Origin of the sequence: Methanofollis ethanolicus (assembly GCF_001571385.1) — an archaeon.
Classification (GTDB): Archaea; Halobacteriota; Methanomicrobia; order Methanomicrobiales; family Methanofollaceae; genus Methanofollis; species Methanofollis ethanolicus.
Window position 1 is genome coordinate 521,135 of record NZ_BCNW01000001.1, and the last position, 19,195, is coordinate 540,329.

The 19,195-nt window shown below is 59.7% G+C and carries 19 protein-coding genes and 1 pseudogene; 11 read left to right on the forward strand and 9 right to left on the reverse strand.

Annotated features, from left to right (window positions below; translation table 11 throughout):
- Positions 1–35 precede the first annotated feature (35 nt).
- A complete protein-coding gene (locus MEFOE_RS02720; protein ID WP_153015851.1) occupies positions 36–701 on the reverse strand; it encodes a hypothetical protein in 666 nt (221 codons plus the stop codon).
- 149 nt (positions 702–850) lie between these two features.
- Here MEFOE_RS02720 and MEFOE_RS02725 point away from each other — a divergent pair, with 149 nt between their 5' ends.
- The 4 genes and pseudogenes from MEFOE_RS02725 to MEFOE_RS02735 all read left to right on the forward strand — a co-directional run bounded on the left by MEFOE_RS02725 (position 851) and on the right by MEFOE_RS02735 (position 5,335).
- Complete coding sequence (locus MEFOE_RS02725) at positions 851–2,008, forward strand: iron-containing alcohol dehydrogenase (protein ID WP_235809544.1); 1,158 nt, start codon at positions 851–853, stop codon at positions 2,006–2,008.
- Between the two features lie 91 nt (positions 2,009–2,099).
- A pseudogene (locus MEFOE_RS14330) lies at positions 2,100–2,819 on the forward strand (PAS domain-containing protein); the annotation flags it as partial.
- A gap of 333 nt (positions 2,820–3,152) precedes the next feature.
- On the forward strand, positions 3,153–4,442 hold the full coding sequence (gene aspS, locus MEFOE_RS14335) for an aspartate--tRNA(Asn) ligase (RefSeq protein ID WP_067052871.1): 1,290 nt from the start codon (positions 3,153–3,155) through the stop codon (positions 4,440–4,442).
- Entirely contained in the window at positions 4,439–5,335 is an 897-nt protein-coding gene (locus MEFOE_RS02735; protein ID WP_067047900.1) for a methionine synthase, read from the forward strand. The genes aspS and MEFOE_RS02735 overlap by 4 nt, the downstream gene beginning before the upstream one ends.
- Before the next feature lie 952 nt (positions 5,336–6,287).
- On the opposite strand, the gene MEFOE_RS02740 is transcribed toward MEFOE_RS02735, so the two are convergent.
- From MEFOE_RS02740 to MEFOE_RS02750, 3 genes are all read right to left on the reverse strand, one after another.
- The gene (locus MEFOE_RS02740; protein ID WP_235809545.1) at positions 6,288–6,881 is read right to left on the reverse strand and encodes an RAD55 family ATPase; all 594 of its coding nucleotides are present in this window, start codon (positions 6,879–6,881) and stop codon (positions 6,288–6,290) included.
- 105 nt (positions 6,882–6,986) lie between these two features.
- Positions 6,987–8,531: a class I adenylate-forming enzyme family protein gene (locus MEFOE_RS02745; RefSeq protein WP_067047906.1), complete on the reverse strand. Its 1,545-nt coding sequence runs from the start codon at positions 8,529–8,531 to the stop codon at positions 6,987–6,989.
- A gap of 110 nt (positions 8,532–8,641) precedes the next feature.
- Positions 8,642–11,059, reverse strand: coding sequence for a CDC48 family AAA ATPase (locus MEFOE_RS02750; RefSeq protein ID WP_067047909.1), 2,418 nt, complete (start codon positions 11,057–11,059; stop codon positions 8,642–8,644).
- Between the two features lie 44 nt (positions 11,060–11,103).
- Here MEFOE_RS02750 and larC point away from each other — a divergent pair, with 44 nt between their 5' ends.
- The 6 genes from larC to MEFOE_RS02780 all read left to right on the forward strand — a co-directional run bounded on the left by larC (position 11,104) and on the right by MEFOE_RS02780 (position 15,412).
- Positions 11,104–12,285, forward strand: a complete 1,182-nt coding sequence (gene larC / locus MEFOE_RS02755; RefSeq protein WP_067047911.1) for a nickel pincer cofactor biosynthesis protein LarC — start codon at positions 11,104–11,106, stop codon at positions 12,283–12,285.
- Positions 12,282–12,950, forward strand: a complete 669-nt coding sequence (gene radB / locus MEFOE_RS02760) for a DNA repair and recombination protein RadB (RefSeq protein WP_067047914.1) — start codon at positions 12,282–12,284, stop codon at positions 12,948–12,950. The genes larC and radB overlap by 4 nt, the downstream gene beginning before the upstream one ends.
- Positions 12,951–13,241: 291 nt before the next feature.
- Positions 13,242–13,571 (forward strand): hypothetical protein, encoded by a 330-nt coding sequence (locus MEFOE_RS02765; RefSeq protein WP_067047916.1) that lies wholly within the window; start codon positions 13,242–13,244, stop codon positions 13,569–13,571.
- 441 nt (positions 13,572–14,012) lie between these two features.
- Positions 14,013–14,384, forward strand: coding sequence for a hypothetical protein (locus MEFOE_RS02770; RefSeq protein ID WP_067047922.1), 372 nt, complete (start codon positions 14,013–14,015; stop codon positions 14,382–14,384).
- A 366-nt stretch (positions 14,385–14,750) separates the two neighbouring features.
- Complete coding sequence (locus MEFOE_RS02775) at positions 14,751–15,053, forward strand: nucleotidyltransferase family protein (RefSeq protein WP_067047924.1); 303 nt, start codon at positions 14,751–14,753, stop codon at positions 15,051–15,053.
- On the forward strand, positions 15,050–15,412 hold the full coding sequence (locus MEFOE_RS02780; RefSeq protein WP_067047927.1) for a HepT-like ribonuclease domain-containing protein: 363 nt from the start codon (positions 15,050–15,052) through the stop codon (positions 15,410–15,412). The genes MEFOE_RS02775 and MEFOE_RS02780 overlap by 4 nt, the downstream gene beginning before the upstream one ends.
- On the opposite strand, the gene MEFOE_RS14735 is transcribed toward MEFOE_RS02780, so the two are convergent.
- A complete protein-coding gene (locus MEFOE_RS14735; RefSeq protein WP_083523299.1) occupies positions 15,369–15,845 on the reverse strand; it encodes a DUF3847 domain-containing protein in 477 nt (158 codons plus the stop codon). The genes MEFOE_RS02780 and MEFOE_RS14735 overlap by 44 nt on opposite strands.
- Before the next feature lie 330 nt (positions 15,846–16,175).
- Between MEFOE_RS14735 and MEFOE_RS02785 the strand changes: the two genes are divergently transcribed.
- On the forward strand, positions 16,176–17,231 hold the full coding sequence (locus MEFOE_RS02785; RefSeq protein WP_235809546.1) for a transposase: 1,056 nt from the start codon (positions 16,176–16,178) through the stop codon (positions 17,229–17,231).
- A gap of 45 nt (positions 17,232–17,276) precedes the next feature.
- On the opposite strand, the gene MEFOE_RS02790 is transcribed toward MEFOE_RS02785, so the two are convergent.
- The 4 genes from MEFOE_RS02790 to MEFOE_RS14145 all read right to left on the reverse strand — a co-directional run bounded on the left by MEFOE_RS02790 (position 17,277) and on the right by MEFOE_RS14145 (position 19,190).
- Entirely contained in the window at positions 17,277–17,783 is a 507-nt protein-coding gene (locus MEFOE_RS02790; protein ID WP_067047930.1) for a GNAT family N-acetyltransferase, read from the reverse strand.
- A gap of 100 nt (positions 17,784–17,883) precedes the next feature.
- Entirely contained in the window at positions 17,884–18,105 is a 222-nt protein-coding gene (locus tag MEFOE_RS14740) for a zinc ribbon domain-containing protein (RefSeq protein ID WP_201785170.1), read from the reverse strand.
- The gene (locus tag MEFOE_RS02795; protein WP_201785171.1) at positions 18,054–18,977 is read right to left on the reverse strand and encodes an RNA-guided endonuclease InsQ/TnpB family protein; all 924 of its coding nucleotides are present in this window, start codon (positions 18,975–18,977) and stop codon (positions 18,054–18,056) included. The genes MEFOE_RS14740 and MEFOE_RS02795 overlap by 52 nt, the downstream gene beginning before the upstream one ends.
- 48 nt (positions 18,978–19,025) lie before the next feature.
- A complete protein-coding gene (locus MEFOE_RS14145) occupies positions 19,026–19,190 on the reverse strand; it encodes an APC family permease (protein WP_201785172.1) in 165 nt (54 codons plus the stop codon).
- Positions 19,191–19,195 lie beyond the last annotated feature (5 nt).

Sequence of the window (19,195 nt, forward strand, 5' to 3'; positions counted from 1 at the left end):
AGACACTCCAGAATAGGATTTCTACAGAGCCTGATCTACACCAGATATTTTTCCGGCACCTTGATCACGAGAGAGAAGGAACTGATCTGATCCTTCTGGATCACGAAATAATAGTCCTTGAACCCCTCTCGCAGGAGAATTGTGCCTGAGTTCGCCGTATTCTCCAGTGTGCTGTTTTTGGGCTGCAAGAAATTTGCTCTATTCATGTTGACCTCGGCGACAAGGCGGTTCGGGTCCTCAGCGTCCCTGACCTCGACGCCGAACCGTGCAAGCTCCTTGATTTTTGCGTCGGCCGTGTAGTCGAGCTCCCAGTACGGGAAGGGGATGTGATAGATCTCGGTGGTCATCACCTTCCCTGCGTCTCTGGACGAGATCTTCGCGTACTCCTTCAGGGCCGTCTTGTCGACCTGCAGGTCGTTCGGCTGTTTCACCATGGTGGTGGTCGCCGTCACGGTGGGGGTGATGTGGTACGTGGCCGGGTCGACGAACTTCACATCATAGGGCTTTTTCCCGTCCCACTCCCCCGGCGGCGTCGGCACCGGCTGGGGGGTACCGGACCCCCCCTGAAGGGGAAGCGCCGGCGTGGGGGTCGGTGCCGGGGTCGGTTGCGCCTCGTCGCCGCCCGGTCCTGTGCACCCGCAGGCGAGAAGCGACAGGACGAGGACACAACAGGCGAGAAGATCTCTCCTCTGCATATCCATCTATCGTCTCCGCTTTTATTAAGCCGTTTCCCGACCGATACCCGCCGGAGAGGCAGGGAGAAATCTGAAGCCCCATCTCCCCCTTACCGAAATGAGCATGTTTTTGTACTTCCTGGACCAGTATCATCCATCATCTCTCTGTCCTGTAGGTGTGCGATACAGTGGACGACTGCCGTGTGTTGAGAAAGTTCTTTGCTCCCGAGTTTGTTTTTGGAGAAGGGGCGATGCGCCTTGCCGGCCAGTACGTCCTGAACTTCGGGACACGGAATGTCCTGCTCGTCACCGATCCGGGTATCCGCACCATGCCGTGGTTCGAGGAGATATGTACGGGTCTCGACGATGCGGGGGTCGCCTGGACCCTCTACTCCGCCGTCTCCCCGAACCCGCGGTCGGGCGAGGTGATGGCCGGTGCCGGGGTCTATGCCGACGCCGGGTGCCGGGGGATCCTGGCCGTGGGCGGGGGAAGCGCAATAGACTGTGCCAAAGGGATCGGAGTCGTCTCCTCCAACCAGGACCATATCCTGACATTCGAGGGCGTGGACCGCGTGCCTCTGCCGGGGCCGCCCCTCATCTGCGTCCCGACAACGGCGGGGAGTGCCGCCGACGTCTCCCAGTTTGCGATCATCACAGACGAGCGTGCGCGGCGGAAAGCGGCCATCATCAGCAAGGCCCTTGTCCCCGACATCTCTCTTCTCGACCCCCTCCCTCTCGTCACCCTGCCGCGGGAGGTGACGGTCGCCTCGGGTATGGACGCCCTGAGCCACGCGATCGAGGCCTATGTCTCGAACGCGAGTTCTGCCATGACAGACCTCCATGCCCGCACCGCGATCGACCTCGCCGTCCGGTCCCTCCCTCTCGCGGCCAGTCGCCCCGCCGACCTCGACGCACGCTCCATGACGATGCTCGCATCCCTTCATGCCGGACTCGCTTTCTCCAATGCAAGCCTCGGGGCGGTCCACGCCATGGCGCATGCCGTCGGCGGCCTTCACGGCCTCTCCCACGGCCTTGCCAACGCTCTCCTCCTTGAGCATGTCGTCACCTACAACTATCCCGCAGCAGCAGAGCGGTACGGCGACATCGAGAGGATCATGGGACCTTGCGGAGACGGCGACACACACTCCCTTCCCGAACACCTCCACGAGTTCAGGTGTTCGCTCGACATCCACGGCACCCTCCGCGAGACGGGGGCCGCGCCCGCCGAGATCCCTCTTCTGGTCAGGAGAGCGATGGCTGACCCCTGCATGGTGACCAACCCGCGGCGGCCGACGGAAGACGAGATCGCGGAGGTCTATGAAGCAGCATTCTGAACCTGACGACTGGGACGACCTGAGAAACCGGATCATCGGGTTTGGCGAGAAGTCCCTTCACAAGAGTTACTATCCCGAACTCCAGAAGCAGATGGCCGACCTTGAGCGTTTCCGGGCCCTTCTCGACGAAAGCCGTGACGCGGTCTATCTCATCGACGTGCGGTCCGGTCTTGTCGTCGACGCGAACCGTGCGGCCTGGGACTCCCTCGGGTACCTTCAGGCCGGCGTCGTCGGCAGACCGTTCGTCAACCTGATCGTCCCCTCCGAGCGCCCTCGTTTCCTTCCCTTTATCGACGGGTCGCGGGACGATCGGGATGACCCGCATACCCTCGTGCTCTCCCTCAGGAAGGCGATAGGCGGGGCCGTGCCGGTGGAGGTGACACTCCACGCCGTCCATTTCAGCAGATTGCTCTACCTCGTCGCCGTTGCCCGTGACATCACCGCACGGAGGGAGGCCGAGCGGGAACTCCGGGTCAAGGAGAGTGCGATCAGGTCCTCCTCAGACGGCATCCTCATTGAAGGTCTGGACGGGAAGGTGATCTATGCGAACGACGCCTTCGGACAGATGTTCGGATGCCCCGATGCCGCCGGCCTGAAGGGCACCAGGATCGAGGGTTTCCTTGAGAGGATTGACGAAGAGCCGGTGATGGTGGAGGACCTCCGACGGAACCATGCGGTCCGGACGGAGACGAGGGCGCGGAGAAGGGACGGGACGGTCTTCGACATCCGGATCTCCGGATCTCTGGTGCCCGACGACGACGGCAGGCCCATCTGCCTGATGTTCATTTGCCAGGACATCACCGGCCTGAAGGCGATGGAGGAGATGAAGCGCCGGGCCTATGAACAACTCGAACAGAACATCGAGCAGTTTGCCATTCTCGGCGACCATATAAGAAACCCTCTCCAGGTGATCGTCGGTCTTGCCTGCATGATCGACGACCCTGTCGCCGCGAAGATCGTGGAGCAATGCACCCGGGTCAATGGCATCATCACCGAACTCGACCGGGGCTGGGTGATGTCGGAAAATGTGCGGCAATATCTCCGGAGGCGGGAGGGGATCGATCTCCCGGCCGGTGCCGGTCGTTCGCGTTTCTCCTATCATAAAGCCCATATCCCTTCCCCCCCCATAGGTACAGGATTGTACATGCGTACTCCCATCAACGAGGTAACTCCCGAAACAGGGCGTGCCGAGGTTGCCGGCTGGGTCCACGAGATCCGGGACCTTGGCGGGCTCACCTTCTTCCTGATCCGCGACCGGACCGGGATCATCCAGGTCACTGTCGTCAAGAAGAAGGCATCCGAAGCTGTTCTCCAGGCGGCAAAGGCCGTCTCCCGCGAGTCCGTCGTCCGCATCAGCGGGGCCGTGAAACCGATCGATAAGGCGCCGGGCGGCCGCGAGCTCACCCCCGAGACCTTTGAGATCGTCTCCCCCTGCGAGAGCCCCCTGCCCCTCGACGTCGTCGAGAAGGTGCCGGCCGACCTCGACACCAGGCTCGACGCCCGGTTCCTCGACGTGCGGAAGCCCAGGGTCGCCGCGATCTTCAAGATCAGGAGCGCGGTCACCGCCGCCACCTACGAGTTCTTCTCGAAGCGTGGCTATTACAATATCACCTCCCCGAAGGTCGTCGCCGCGGCGACCGAGGGCGGCACAGAACTCTTCCCGATCGCCTACTTCGAGAAGGAGGCCTTCCTCAACCAGAGCCCGCAGCTCTACAAGCAGATGATGATGGCCGCCGGTTTCGAGAAGGTCTTCGAAGTCGGGCCGATCTTCCGGGCCGAGGAGCACAACACGGTCAGGCACCTCAACGAGGCGACGTCCATCGATGTCGAGGTCTCGTTCGCCGACCACAACGACGTCATGAAGGTCCTCGAAGACCTCGTCTCCCACCAGTACGCCACCGTTGCGGAGACCTGCTCCGACGCTCTCGCCGATCTCGGCGTCGAGTTCGAGGTCCCGAAGGCGCCCTTCCCCCGCATCCCGTACGCCGATGCGATCGATATCGCGGCAAAGAAGATCGACGAACCGATCGCCTACGGCGACGACCTCTCCACACCGTCTGAGAGGGCGATCGGCGAGGAGATGGGCGAGCACTACTTCATCGTGGACTGGCCGAGTGCGATCAGGCCGTACTACGCGATGCCGTACGAGGACGACCCGTCCATCTGCAAGGCCTTCGACATGATGCACCCGCGTATGGAACTCTCTTCGGGCGCCCAGCGCGTCCACCAGTACGACCTCCTGGTCGAGCAGATCAAGGCGAAAGGATTAAGCCCGGAGAGCTTCGAGTTCTATCTCCAGCCCTTCAGGTACGGCATGCCACCCCACGCGGGCTGGGGCATGGGCATGGAGCGGCTGATCATGACGATGCTCGGTCTCCAGAACATCAGGGAGGCCGTTCTCTTCCCGCGTGACAGGCACAGAGTCGTCCCATGAACTTTATCTCGAAGGTCCTGCCGACCACGGTCGTCGGGAGTTACCCGGTCGTCAAGGCCGGGGGGCTCCGCTCTCTCCTCGACCCCCTGCACGGGGCTGTCGAGACAGCGGTTGCCGACCAGGTCCGCGCCGGCGTCGATATCATCTCGGACGGCCAGGTGCGGGGCGACATGATCACGGCGTTCGTCTCCCGTCTGCCCGGCATCAGGGGACAGAGCGTCATCGGCAGGATCGAGCCCCCTGACAAACCCCTCACCGTCGCGGACACGAAGTATGCCCTCTCGAAGCACCCGAAGGTGAAGGGGATCATCACCGGCCCCTCGACACTGGCCCATGGCCTGCGGATCGAGACGCCGGCGTACAGGGGGCGGGACGAGGTGGTTCTGGACCTTGCGCAGGCCCTTGCCACGGAGGCGCGGGCCCTCCAGGCCGCCGGCGTGACGATGATCCAGATCGACGAACCGATCTTTTCCACCGGCGCCGCCGACCTTGGCGTCGGCAGGCAGGCGGTGGACCTGATCACCTCGGTGCTCCGCATCCCTTCCTGCCTCCATGTCTGCGGGAACCTCGAGAGTGCGATCGACGACATCCTGAAGATCCAGGTCTCTGTCCTCGACTTCGAGTTCTCCGAGAACAGGGAGAACCTCGAAATCCTCTCGACGAAGGACCTGAAAGGGAGGCCGGTCGGCTACGGCTGCGTCGCCTCCGCCGATCCCGGCGTCGAGAGCATGGAAGCGATCGAGAAGAGGATCGAACGGGGGATCGAGGTCTTCGGCGCCGAGAACATGCTCGTCGACCCGGACTGCGGCCTCCGGATGCTTGAGAGAGATGTGGCCTACGAGAAACTCTCCGCGATGGTGAAGGCCGCCGCGGTCCTCAGGGCCGAATACTGATTCACTTTTTTCCCCCCGGTTCGTGAGGCTCTGTAGAATTGGGCATGAACCTCTTGCTCAAGCATACCCCATGAAAATTGTTCCTGGGAATTTGCTGACCGACGTGCCTTCCCGCACGCTCGCGCCGGGGGCGCTGCCCCCGGATCCCCGGGATTGCGATAGGGCCGGGAAGGCAGAATGCGGACCTTCCATCTCTGAAAGGGGATGCTTGATGAGAGTCAGAGTCCCGTGCAAACCCGGAGAGACATTTTCCGGGATCATTTTCATGGAGGTCATTCCAGAACGGATCCGAACCTTCATGCACGCCGATGAAAGGACTCACATTCGGTTCTGAAAAATTCTGTTCTGAATTCTGTTCTGGTGTCTTGTCCAGGGGGTTTCACCCCCCGGTCCCCCCATCATTGCGATAGGGGGTGGATGGCAACCTCCTTCATCAGGATCTCTGGTCTCTCTTCCCCGACCCTATCCTGTTTCGGGGGTCAGGGGGCAAAAGTCCCCCGGCAGAGGTCTGGGGGAAGGCGGTGGTTTCGCACGATTCTTCAGGGAATTCAGGAAGATACCGACCCGAACATGATATTCTCTCCCGATCCCTGCATGCAGAGATAGGGGGAATGAATGAGAGTTTTGGGATATGCTCATGGTAACCCTCGCGGGAAAGTACTTCCTGAAGCGATAGGAGATTCTGTTCAGAAGTACCTGGTTCGGGGGACTGCCGCCCCCCATACCGCCTGTCATTAAGGTGGGGGCGGGGGTAGCATACTCCTCCAGGAATCCGGCTCTTTCTTCCCGGGACCAATCGCACGTGGGGGTCAGGGGGCGTGGTCCCCCGGTTTCGATCGGGGGAAGGCGGTTGATCGGTGTCTCGCGCCGGTAGATTGCCGCCCCTCGAACACCTCCCGGTCGCCTGCACCAAAATTTCTCTGAAAAAAAGTAGTGGAGCCGGGACGGTCGCTCAGACGACTCTCTTTGTCGTCGAGAGTTCGAGTCCCTCGGCGGTGATATTGTATGGGACGAGTTGTCTGGGGAGTTCTACCCCGACCATCTTGAAGACGCCGAGCATCCTTTCCACCTCGGAGCCCTCGATTCCCTGTTTGAGTTCGACGTAGCCGTCAACCAGCCTGATCAATTTGATCTCGTCTGCCTTCCGGTGGATGCCGAGGTACATGATGAGCGCCACGTTCGCCCCCTCCGCCACCTTCTCCCGCAGGCCGCGGGTCACGAGGTCGACGGCATCGTCGATGCCGTGCCTGAGGATGATGCTTGAGAGAGAGTCGATGACAATCCGCTGGCCGTGCATATGTGCGGGGTACTGGTCGGGCGGTATCTCCCGCGCGTCGGTCATCCCCTCCTCGACCTTCCCGTCGAGCATCAGGTATGTCCCGTCTTCGGGGTTGTCAGGGTCTCCCTTCCAGAACTGGCGGGCAAAATGGTCGAGTCCGTTTGTGGGCGTGCCTGCGACGATGATCACCGTCCCCTTCGGTATCCCCCCCTCCAGAACCAGGTCGAGACCGACAAGACCGGTTGAACGCTGTTTCTCCCTGTCCAATGTACTCTCCGGCAGATCACATGGACGCGTGCGTACATATACCTTCCCAAAGGTTCAAATTGACATCCTTGATATAAACGGGACGACAATAAGGGGTCCCCGGGGTCAGTTCCCCGATGATACGGGATACATTTCCCTGAGAGTCCGCCTGAGGAGTTTCCAGCCGCTCACCCGGGGGAGGTGGTCGAGGACGACCATCTCGCGGGGCACCTTGTAGCCGGCAAGTCTCTCCCGGCAGTAGGCGGTCAGGTCGTCGAGCGTCATCTCCTCGCCGGGGTTGAAGACGACGGCCGCCACCGGGACCTCGCCCCGCCTCTCGTCGGGCCTCGCGAAGATGGCGACGTCGGCGACCTTCGGGTGCTCGACGATGACGTTCTCCACCTCTGTCGGGTAGACCTTCCAGCCCGACATGATGATCATGTCCTTCTTCCGGTCGGTGACGAAGAGGACGCCGTCTTCGTCAAGGTAGCCGAGGTCTCCGGTCAGGAACCAGCCTTCGGGGAGGAAGGCCCGTTCCGTCGCTTCGGGCATCCCCCAGTAGCCCTTCGCGACCGCCGGCCCCCGCAGGGCGATCTCGCCGACCTCGCCGGCAGGGAGGTCGCGGCCGGGGTCGTCCTCGGCGACGATCCTCGCCTCGGCATAGCCGACAGGCGCCCCGACGCTCAGGTACCCCTTGTGGAGGGAGTAATGGGCCGGGACGACCGCGGTCGCCGACCCGACGACGATCGTCTCGGAGAGGCCGTAGGCGTTCACGACCGGGATGCCGAAACGCCTGTCGAACTCGGCCCATATCACCGGCAGGAGGGGCCCTCCGCCGGAGATGATGCACCTGACCTGCTTCAGCGCCTCCTCTGTCCCGGGCTTCGAGCGGATGAGGGTGTGGATCACCGGCGGCATTGCCGAGAGCACCGTCACCCGGTGTTCGGCCGCGAGGCGCACGTACGCCTCCGGGTCGTAGCGGTCCATGCAGACACACGTGCCTCCGGCCTTCAGGACGGAGAGCCCCCAGGAGAGGCCGACATGGCCCATCGGGTAGATGCCGAGGTAGACGTCCCCTTCACGGAGGTCGAGGACCTCGCGCTCTGTTGCAAGGGCTGACATCCAGTTGCCCTGGGTGAGCATCGCCCCTTTCGGGCGGCCGGTCGTCCCCGAGGTGTACTGGAGCTGGCAGAGGTCGTCGAAGGAGCAGTCTGTCGCCCTTTCGAGGGGGTCGGCGCGGAGGAGGTCGTCCCATGCCGTCTCGTCCTCTCCCGCGGCGCCGACGATGCAGACGTGGCCGAGGTCAGGGCAGTCGGCCCTGACCGCCCGCACGGTAGGAGCGCCGGCGGTGTCGGTGATCACGGCCGCGGCCCCGGAGTCGGCGAGGGCGTACCTCACCTCGTCTGCATGATAGACGGCGTTTGTCGGGACGGCGACGGCGCCGATCCGCCAGATTGCAAGGTACGAGAGGAGATATTCGGGCGAAGTGTCGAGGTAGATACAGACACGGTCGCCTTTTTTTATGCCGAGAGAGGAGAGGCCGCCGGCAAGGCGGCAGGCGGCCTCCCGCATCTCCCTGAAGGTGTACGTCCGGCCGTCCTTCGCAAAGATAAAGGCGGGGCCGGAACAGTACCGGGCGTTTACATCAAGAAATGTGGTGATATTCGGCATTCATGGCACCTGATATCCATATAATTGCTTCGATGAATATGTATGTGCATTCTCCTATATATGCGGGCCCATTGGGGGCCGTCGCCGGAAAAAAGGTGGTGTAGGTTTCCCTACTGGTACTCGGGCGGCTGGACCTTCTCGGGCAGGCCGCCTTTGAAGAAGCCGCGGATCCTCTGGTAGTAATCGACGAGGCGCTCGTTCATCGTCGGGTGCACCTTCTTCGCCGCCGTCTCCAGGTGTTTTTTCGTGACGATGCCGGTCTTCTCCCGCATCGCAAACATCCCGGCCTCGCGGCAGAGCGACTCCAGGTCAGAGCCCACGTACCCGTCCGTCGTCCCGGCAATCGCGTCGATGAGGGCGGTCCTGCCAGGGTCCTCCAGGGTGATCCGCCTGAGCCCGAGGAGGTCGACGATCATCCGCCGCCGTGCGCCCGGTCCGAGCGGGTCGCCCTGGCCCTTCTGTGCCTTCGCGGCCGCGTCCCTGAAGGTGTCGATGCCGATCGGGGCCCCTGACGTGAAAGACGCGAGGATGTCCTCGATCCCGGCGCCGTCGAGTCCTTCGGTCGCCGCCACCGCTTCGTTCATGGCCGAGCCTTCGATCGGCATGGTGCGGGTGTGGATGTCCATGATCTTGGCCCGACTCTTCCGGTCGGGCGCCCCGATATAGACGAGGCGGTCGAAGCGGCCGGGCCGCAGGAGGGCCGGGTCCACGATGTCCGGCCTGTTCGTCGCTCCCATCACGACGACGTCGCCCCGGCCTGTCAGACCGTCCATCTCGGTGAGGATCTGGTTCAGGACGCTCTCGACGACATGCGTCTCGGCGCCGCCGCCCCGTGCCGGGGCAAGGGCGTCGAGTTCGTCGAAGAAGATGATCGACGGCGCCACCTGCCTGGCCTTCTTGAAGATCTCCCGCACGGCGCGTTCTGACTCGCCGACCCACTTCGAGAGGAGTTGCGGGCCCCGCACCGGGATGAAGTTCGCTCCTGACTCTGAGGCGACGGCCCTCGCGATGAGGGTCTTCCCCGTCCCCGGCGGCCCGTACAGCAGGACGCCCCGCGGCGGCTGGATGCCGAGGTCGTCGAACCGCTCCCTGCTCGTGAGCGGGTACTCGACCGCCTCGCGGACCTCTTCTTTCTCCGACTCGAGGCCGCCGACGTCGTTCCAGGTGATGTGCGGGACTTCGAGGAGCACCTCGCGCATGGCGCTCGGGGAGACGTCGCGCAGCGCCTCCCTGAAGTCCGAGGCCGTCACCTCCATCTTTTCCAGGATCTCGGGCGGGATCTCCTCTTCTTCCAGGTCGATCTCCGGCATGTACCGCCTGAGCGCCCTGATCGCGCCTTCCCGTGCGAGCGCCGCAAGGTCGGCCCCCACGAAACCGTGGGTCTGCCTGGCGAGGTCGGTGATGGAGACGTCGTCGGCGAGAGGCATGCCCCGCGTATGGATCCTGAAGATCTCCGTCCGGTCATGCTCGTTCGGCCCGCCGATCTCGATCTCCCTGTCGAAGCGGCCCGGCCGCCGCAGGGCCGGGTCGATGGCGTCGAGTCTGTTCGTGGCGCCGATGACGACGACCTGTCCCCTCTCTTCGAGGCCGTCCATCATGGTGAGGAGCTGGGCGACGACCCGTCTCTCCACCTCTCCGGTGACGTCCTCCCTCTTCGGGGCGATGGAGTCGAGTTCGTCGATGAAGATGATCGACGGGGCGTTCTGCCGTGCGTCCTCGAAGACCTCGCGCAGGCGCTGTTCAGACTCGCCGTAGTACTTCGAGATCACCTCGGGCCCCGCGATGGAGATGAAGTGCGCCCCCGACTCCGAGGCGACGGCCTTGGCGATGAGAGTCTTCCCCGTCCCCGGCGGGCCGTACAGGAGCACGCCCTTCGGCGGGTCGATCCCGAGTTTCCTGAAGAGTTCGGGGTGGCGCATCGGCAGTTCGATCGTCTCCCGCACCCGCTGGAGTTCGTCTTTGAGGCCGCCGATGTCCTCGTACGAGATCCTCCTCACGCCGTCGAAGCCCGCGACCGGTTTCTCCGAGAACTCGACCTTCGTGTTCTTGGTGATGATGATCGCTTCCTCGGGTTCGACCGTCACCGCCTTGAAGGCGACGATCTGCGGCTGCATGAAGGGCAGCCCGGCCTGGATCGGGACGGTGTCGTTCTTGACCACCGGGAAGTCGATGAGGTGGTTGACCACGCTCTGGAAGTTGATGGGGACCTGCCGCGGCATGTCCTCGGGAGGCGCGAGGACGACCCTCTGCGCCTCGGTCTCCTGCTCTGCCTTTCGCACAAGGATTCGGTCGCCGACCGCGATCCCGGCGTTCTCCCTGGTGAACTTGTCGACCCTGATCTTCCCCTGCTGCCAGTCGGAGACCATTGCCCGCCAGACCTTGGCGACGGTCCGGCGTTTGCCGATGATCTCGACGAGGTCGCCGGGCGAGAGCCTCATCTGGAGCATGGTGTCGGGATCCAGGCGCGCCTTCCCCCCGCCCTGGTCCTCAGGATATGCCCTGTCCACTTTTAGGTACATTTCCGGCATTCGTTACAATCATATACGCCCGGATTTATAAGTACTGCTTCAGTATGCGGATTCTTCTTCTCGATCCTTTTCACGGCGCAGCCGGCGACATGACTATCGGGGCCCTCTTAGACCTCGGCGCAGACGAGGCGCAGGTGAGGGCGGCGATGGCCTCGGTGGTGGCCGACCCGGTCTTCTCCCGCGTGAAGAGGTGCGGCGTCGGGGCGGTGCGGGTCGTCACTCATGCAGGCCCGGCCCACCGGGACCTTGCCGATGTTATTGCACGGGTGGAGACGGCCGATGCCCCGGCCGCGGCGGTCGAGCGGGCGAAACGGGTCTTTTGCCGGATCGCGGCGGCAGAGGAGAGCGTCCACGGGCATGCGCCGCACTTCCACGAGGTCGGAGCCGACGACGCGATCGCCGACGTGATCGGGGCGTGCACGGCCCTGGAGACTCTCGGTGTCGACGGCGTCGCCGTGCTCCCGGTCGCCCTGGGGAGCGGGACGGTCGTGGCGGCCCACGGTACGATGCCGGTGCCGGCCCCGGCGACCCTTGCCGTCCTCCGTGCCTCGCCCCTGACGACGAGGATGGGCGGTGGCGAGGGCGAACTCTGCACGCCGACGGGCGCCGCCCTCCTGGCCACGTTCACGACCCTCCGGCCCGAGGAGATCGGGGCGGCACGGGTCGCCGGCATCGGCTACGGTGCCGGCAGCCGCGACCCTGCGGGGGCGCCGAACGTGCTGCGGGCGGTGCTCCTGGAGCGCGAGGGAGTCGCAGGCGCCGACGAGGTGGACATCCTTGAGACGAATGTGGACGATGTCACCGGCGAGGTGCTCGGCCACTGCATGGACCTCCTCTTTGCGGCGGGGGCGAGGGACGTCTGCGTCGTGCCGGCGGTGATGAAGAAGGGGCGGGCGGGCCACCTGGTGCGGGTCGTCTGCCGCCCCGCGGACGCGGCCCCCCTCACTCTGATCCTGGCGAGGGAACTCGGCACTCTCGGGGTGCGGTGCATCCCCGCGGTCCACCGGAGCGTGCTGGAGAGGAGGCTCGTGCGGGTGACGGCCGGGGTCGGGGGCGAGAGGCGCGAGGTGACGGTGAAGGTCGGGTATATCGGCGACGTCGTCTCCTCGGTGAAGGCGGAGTCGGACGAGGTGCGGGCCTGGGCCGCGGAGTCCGGCGTGCCGGTGCGGACGGTGGCACGGATTGTCGAGGACGCCGCATGGAAGGACCTGGAGGGGAAGGAATGAAGTTGTCCCGCCTGAGCACGGGTTCCGAGCCCCTCGACACCCTCCTCGGCGGCGGGTTGGAGAGGCGGACGATCACCCAGATCTACGGCGAGCCCGGCTGCGGGAAGAGCACGATATCTGTCATGACGGCGGTCTCCTGCCTGAAGAGCGGGGAGTCTGTCATCTACATCGACACGGAGGGTTTCTCGGCCGAGCGTTTCGAGCAGATCGCCGGGGAGGAGGCGACGGCCCTTGCCGACCGGCTGTACCTCTACGAACCCGTCGACTTCGTGCAGGAGGGGATCATGGTTAACGAGTGCGAGGCCCTCCTCAGGTCGAAGAACGTCGGCCTGATCGTGATGGACTCGGCGACGGCCCTCTACCGCTCCGAACTCGGGACGACGAAGGACGCACTCCGCGTCCTCTCGCAGCACATGGTCCGCCTCCTCGGGTATGCGAAGAAGTACGAGGTGCCGGTTTTGATCACGAACCAGGTGTACATGGACATCGACACCGACGCCTTCTTTGGCCTCGGCGGCACGGCCCTTGGCCACCTCTCCAAGGCGATCCTGCGGATCGAGAAGAGGGAGAGCAAGAGGCGGGTCGTGCTGGAGAAGCACCGCTCCCGCCCGACCGATATCTCGTTCGATTATGTTATTGTGAACGAGGGGATCAGGCGGGTATAGTCTTTTTTTGGGATCTGGATTTTAGAATTGCTCCGAGTCGCTGTGTTCTCTCGCGAGAGGGCCGGTTTCCAACCCGCGTCATGTGCTCACCATGGTCGGTACTCTGCTCACGCCCCCAACCCCGATTATGCTCTCTCCTACCATCTACTCCCACCGGCGGCCCGCGCGGACGCACAGGCCGCCGGACCTCCCTCTTGCGCTTGACTTTATTTTGGCTTTAAATGTCTGTTATATGACTAACAAGAAGATGAATTTGATATGTGATAACATTAACTGTTCCTATTGGGAAATATGTCACAATCGGACAGTCGCCCATTCTGGCTTGGGCTTATCGGTGGTCTTCTTGGAATCGCCGCTGCGTTCTTTGCGTTCTTCATCGGAGCATTTGCTTTGGCATTTGATCCCTCTGCTGGGTACGATTTTATCATGGGGCTTGGGGCCTCGGCATTACTCTTCTCGTTCACCGGCATCGTTGGGGGTGTGCTGAAGAACAATACCCTTGGGGCTGCTCTGATGATCATCTCAGGCATTCTGGTCCTCATATCAGTCTCCCTCTTCGGTGTTCCGACCCTTATCCTCTTCCTGATTGGAGGTCTGATCAAATATAAAAATCAGGATTGAATGATAATGTCTCCCTCTTCTCTCCCAAAACACGTTTTTTAACCTGTATTCAAAACATATTTTTTAAAAAACCATCCTCTCAAATAGTTATCGCCGAAAAACCACATAATAAATTGGGTTAATCGTGGTCATCACTCTTTAGTGCTTTAAAAAATAAAATTCTGAAAAAAACGAAATACATATATGCCGAAAAATTTTATTATCTTTGGAGAAAATATGAGGCTATACTCTTTACTTCTGGTTTGTATTGCAATCTGCTGTGTTTGTGTATCAGGTTGTACAACTGCACACACAGATCATCAAGCATCGCCGAATGAACTTACATCTCCCACCCAGCAACTAAGCAATCAGCAAACAAGCACTCCATACCCGACCCCCGAAAAGACAGTCCAAAAACCTACGGCGGTAGTGAATGACTTTTCCCAGGTGACGCATGCAAGTGTGGACACAATCAAGGAAAATTGGGATGCCGATGCCGAAGACGATGGGGTTACTGTTCATCCAGACCTGCTTGATCAATATGACGAGACGGTGAAATATTCAGATGCCAGTATTCCCGTTGACATTCAGATCTGGACAACAAAATTCGATAATAACTTCAAAGAACAAAAAGACAAACTTGTCTACAAGGGATCTGGCACCATAACAACGTGGAAAGATGGGAATATGTTCATGAAAGGCGGAATAAAAGTTCCGTTCAGCAGCATGAATGTTCCTTCTGATGAAGCGTATGGGTGGACATACGCCACGATCCACACCCCTGATGGAAAAACCTACGAAGCAGTGGATAAATTTACTGCTCTTACCCCCTAATCCTTTTTTACGTCTACTATCAGGCATAACCTGATTGTGTAATGTCTGCTGGTATCCTACATATTTTTCTCAATTTGCGCTGATTTTTACTCAATTTCCCACTCTTTTCGTCTCCCCTCCGGGCACAGTCCACCCTTTTCCCCTCCCTCTCCTGATCACACTCCCCAGACCCCGGAGAATCAGTGTCTTTTCCTCTCAAAACTGAAAACACCTCTAAATTAGCGCCCCCAGAATTGCGGCCCATATCATCGAGATCGAAGAGGCGGGAATGGGGAATGGAGTCAAGAATGGCGAGATCCGACTCCTGGACCTGACGATCAATACCTTAAAGCACCCCGGCGGCACAGGAGGACGTACCGCAGAGACATGACCCCCGTGAAAACCCGCACTGAAGTCCTCGGCGTCCTCCGATCCCTGAAAGATGAACTCAGAGATCGGTATCATGTCGAGAGCATCGCCCTCTTCGGGTCGTACGCCCGCGAGGAACAGGAGGAGGGCAGCGACATCGATGTACTCGTCTCGTTCGACTCCGACGCCGACCTCTTTGATTTTGTCGGACTGTCGCAGTACCTCGAAGAAAAACTTGGCCGTAACGTGGATGTTGTGCCGGAGACGGCGCTCCGCCCGGAGATCCGCAGCCAGGTGACGCGGGATCTCCTCTTTGCATGAGGTCCTCTCTCCTCTACCTCTCGGACGTCGCCGGTGCCCTGCAGAAGATCGAGGAGTTCACAGCGGGCATGACCTACGAAGAGTTCCTCCGTGACGACAGGACCCAGAGTGCCGTCATCAGGAAGTTCGAGGTCATCGGGGAGGCAGCGAAAAAGATCCCTCTCTCCGTCAGGGAGAGGCACCCTGTCGTTCCCTGGCGAGAAATGGCCGGGATGCGGGACAGACTGATCCATACCTATTTTGGTGTCGACACGATGCTTGTCTGGAGGACGGTCATCAGCCGCGTGCCCGAACTCCGGAAGGAGATCTGCCGGATCATCGAGGAGGAAGGCGGGGGACGGCCGCCGGGTACCGCGTGAGGAACAATTCCAGCACCGCCCCCTCCATTCCATCCGTTTCCAGCGCGTTACAACGGCCCCCGTCACTCAAAAAACGATTTAAATCAGTTTGATAATCATTCCCCATCCCCCACATCGGTATCTCACGACCGCTCTCAGCATCGCGGGTTTCGCACCCACTCCCCCACCCGCACACCCGCGGACAGGTCATGGTGTGTGCATGTGCGCGTTTTCTCAAAAACTCCCGCGCTTCCTCGCTCGTCAAGGCAAGGCGCAAAAAGGCTTTTGCGTCCTCGTTCGGCATGGTGATACGCTCTGGCACAACGCTTTCAATAAAGCTGCCCCTCGAACATAAACGGTGGTTGCGCTCTGTGCGTTCCTCGCGGGATAACTTCTGCCCCCATTCCCGAATTGATAGAGAGGTCATCCCAAAACTCTCATTCATTCCCCCCATCTCTGCATGCAGGGATCGGGAGAAAATTTCATGATCGGGTTGATGTCTTCCCGAATTCCATGAAAAATCGTGCGAAACCACCGCCTTCCCCTACCTCTCTGCCGGGGGACTGACGCCCCCAGACCCCCGAAACAGGATAGGGCCGGGGAAGAGAGACCAGAGATCCTGATGAAGGAGATTGCCCTCCACCCTTATCGCAATGATGGGGGTCGGGGGGTGAAACCCCCCGGAACAGACGCCAGAACAGGATTTTTCAGAACCACATACCGATCATTCCATCAACAGGACAGAGGGGAGGATCAGTTTTGGGATGACCTCTACAACAATTCCTTGGAGCAGAAGATCCGGGCATATGAGCAGGAAGGTCGAAAACTCTCTTGTTTCGACCTGAACAACCGTCTTCCCGCTCTCAAGGAAGAACACCCGTGGCTCAAGGACGTGAACTCTCAGTCTCTCCAGAGTGCAAACAAGAATCTCGACAACGCCTTCACCCGGTTTTTCCGGGAGAAGAAAGGCTTCCCCCGGTTCAAGTCAAAGAAGAATCCCGTACAGTCCTTTCAGGTGCCTCAGAGTTACTCCGTGGACTTCGACCAGAGATGGATCAAACTCCCAAAGATCAGCAAGATTAGAACCATCTTCCACCGGATCTTCACCGGAAAGATGAAGTACGCTACTGTTTCCGTGACATCGACCGGAAAATGGTTCGTTAACATCCTTGTCGATGACGGGAAACCCGAACCTGAACCCGCACCCTTCTCTCTGGACACTACTCTTGGGATCGATGTCGGGTTGAAGGACTTTGCGACTCTCTCCACGGGAGAGAAGGTCGAGAACCCCCGATACCTGAAGACCTCTCTCCAGCGGTTGAAGGTGTTGCAACGACGGGTGTCCCGGAAGGTCAAAGGGTCGAAGAACCGGGAGAAAGCGATCCAGAGACTTGCCCGGTGCCATGAAAAGATTGCCAACCAGCGCAACGATTTCCTGCACAAAATCTCCAATCGAATCGTGAGCGAGAACCAAGCCATTGCAGTGGAATCGTTGAACATCGACGGGATGATGAAGAATCATCATCTGGCGCAGGGGATCGGGGATGTTTCGTGGTACGCGTTCTTCACGATGCTGGAGTACACGTGCCGGACGTACGGGAAGACTCTCCTGAAGATCGGGAGATTCGATCCCTCCTCAAAAATATGTAGCAAATGCGGGTATCTCAAACAGGATCTCGCTCTTTCGGATAGGGAATGGGTCTGCCCTGACTGTGGTACTCATCATGACCGCGACATCAACGCGGCGATCAATATCAAGAAGTTTGCCCTGCAAGAGCAGAACCTTGTCGGGGTATCAGGTGCGGAACGCACCGTTGAGCCTGTGGACTCACCTCAGTAGAGGGAGGATGAAGCAGGAAGCCACGCCCAACAGGCGCGGGGTAGTTCACTTCATCACCTTTTCAAAGCGGAAGAAATAATCTCCTCCCACCATATCGTCCGGCGTAGTCGGGTCTTTGTGATGGGGATTGAAAAACTCTACCGCGGAGAACCCGCATCGATTGATGTAAAAATGGATATTTCGCTTTTCAAAATACGGTGTTATGGTTTCCCATACTTTCGTTTCGGGGTACAGTTTCTCTATCGCGTTCCATATCCTCTGTCCGATGCCGCTGCTTTGCACACCGTTTTTTACATACAGAAAATCGAGATGGTTATGCTGCGTGGCTTCATCAATCACAACGATTGCTCCGCCAACCATTTCGCCGTCAACGACCGCCTTATATGTCACCGCCCCTTTTGAGGCAAGAGTTTTATCTATGTCATCTTCCGGCAATATCTCAACATCTAAGTCGCTAAACTCTTTTACAGCCCCCAGCTGAAAGGCTTCCTGCAGATCTTTCTTATAGTCGGGCAAATCCTCTGAACACAGAGGTAATAACTTAAAATCCATGTAATCTCCTCCTGTTTTAATAATGGTATTTCTTCCGCTTTATAACAAGGAATATAGTTGTGACTGCTCCCCCTCCTCTCGTCGGGGGCATCCCGGGGTGTTACCCCTGAGATTGCAGTCCCAATCTCATACTATTGATCGCCGCGTTCTGGTCACGGTCCATCACCAGCCCACAATGCGGGCAGGAGTGGACTCGATCAGAGAGTGTCCTGGCGACGATCATGCCACATCTGGAGCACATCTGAGATGTGTTTCTGGGGTTCACCCGGATCACGCGTGAGCCAGCCTCTTCCGCTTTGCCCTCTGTGATCGAGATGAACATATTCCAGGCAACATCTGCAATGCTTTTTGCCAGATAATGGTTTTTTCCATTTTTATGATATTCAGATCCTCGAACACAATCGTACCGAACCGGTCCACCACCTTCCGGGAGGTCTGGTGAGCAAAATTGAGCCGTCTGTTGGCGATCCGTTCGTGGACGTGTGCGATGATCATCCTGGCCTTCTTCCGTTCAGGTGTTCCTTTCTCCGCTTTCGAGAGTCTTCTCTGCGCCTTCGCAAGAGTTTTCTCGTCGGTACGGAAGAACCGCGGGTTCTCGATCTTCTCTCCGTTTGAGAGGGTAGCGAAGGATTTGAGACCAACGTCGATCCCGACTGCCGTCTCCTTCTGTGGGAGAGGGGAAGGATCATACTCGACCGAGAAGCAGGCATACCATTTCCCGGTCGAAGACCGCCGGATCGCGAGGGTCTTGATCGTCCCTTCGATAGGTCGGTGGAGGACGACCTTCACGTCTCCGATCTTTGAGAGATGGAGACGATCCTCAGTCAACTTGAACCCGGACTGTTTGTATGTGAAACTGTCATATCGCCCCTTCCCCTTGAACCGTGGGAATCCAGGTTCTTTCTCGCCTGCTTTCGCCCGTTGGAAAAATGCTTTGAAGGCAAGATCAACGCGCATCTGAACATTCTGAAGAACCTGAGAACAGACCGTAGAAAGTTCAGAACGTTCCTTTTTCCATTGGGTCAGGATCGTGTTAGTTTCGTAGAGAGAGATGGAATGCTGATCCTGTTCCCACGCGTTCTTTCGCAATGCGAGCGTATCGTTATAGACCCACTGACAGATCTCAAGCGTCTGCTCAAGAAGAGTCACCTGAGATTTTGTCGGATAGAGTCGATACCGGTACGCCTTACGCATAATGGGTCATACGTCGTGATGCGTAATATGGTTGCGGGAGGACGGCATTCATCCCCCCACTAAAGTGGGGGCCTTCTGCCTGTTTTCTTCGTAAAAGTCGTCGAACGCCTCTGAGACATAGGCGAAGGGGTCGCCTGCCCGCGGGACATAATAACTGCAGTAGGCGAAGACGATCGCGATGGTCGTTGCGCAGATGCCGGCGACGACCCACACGACGA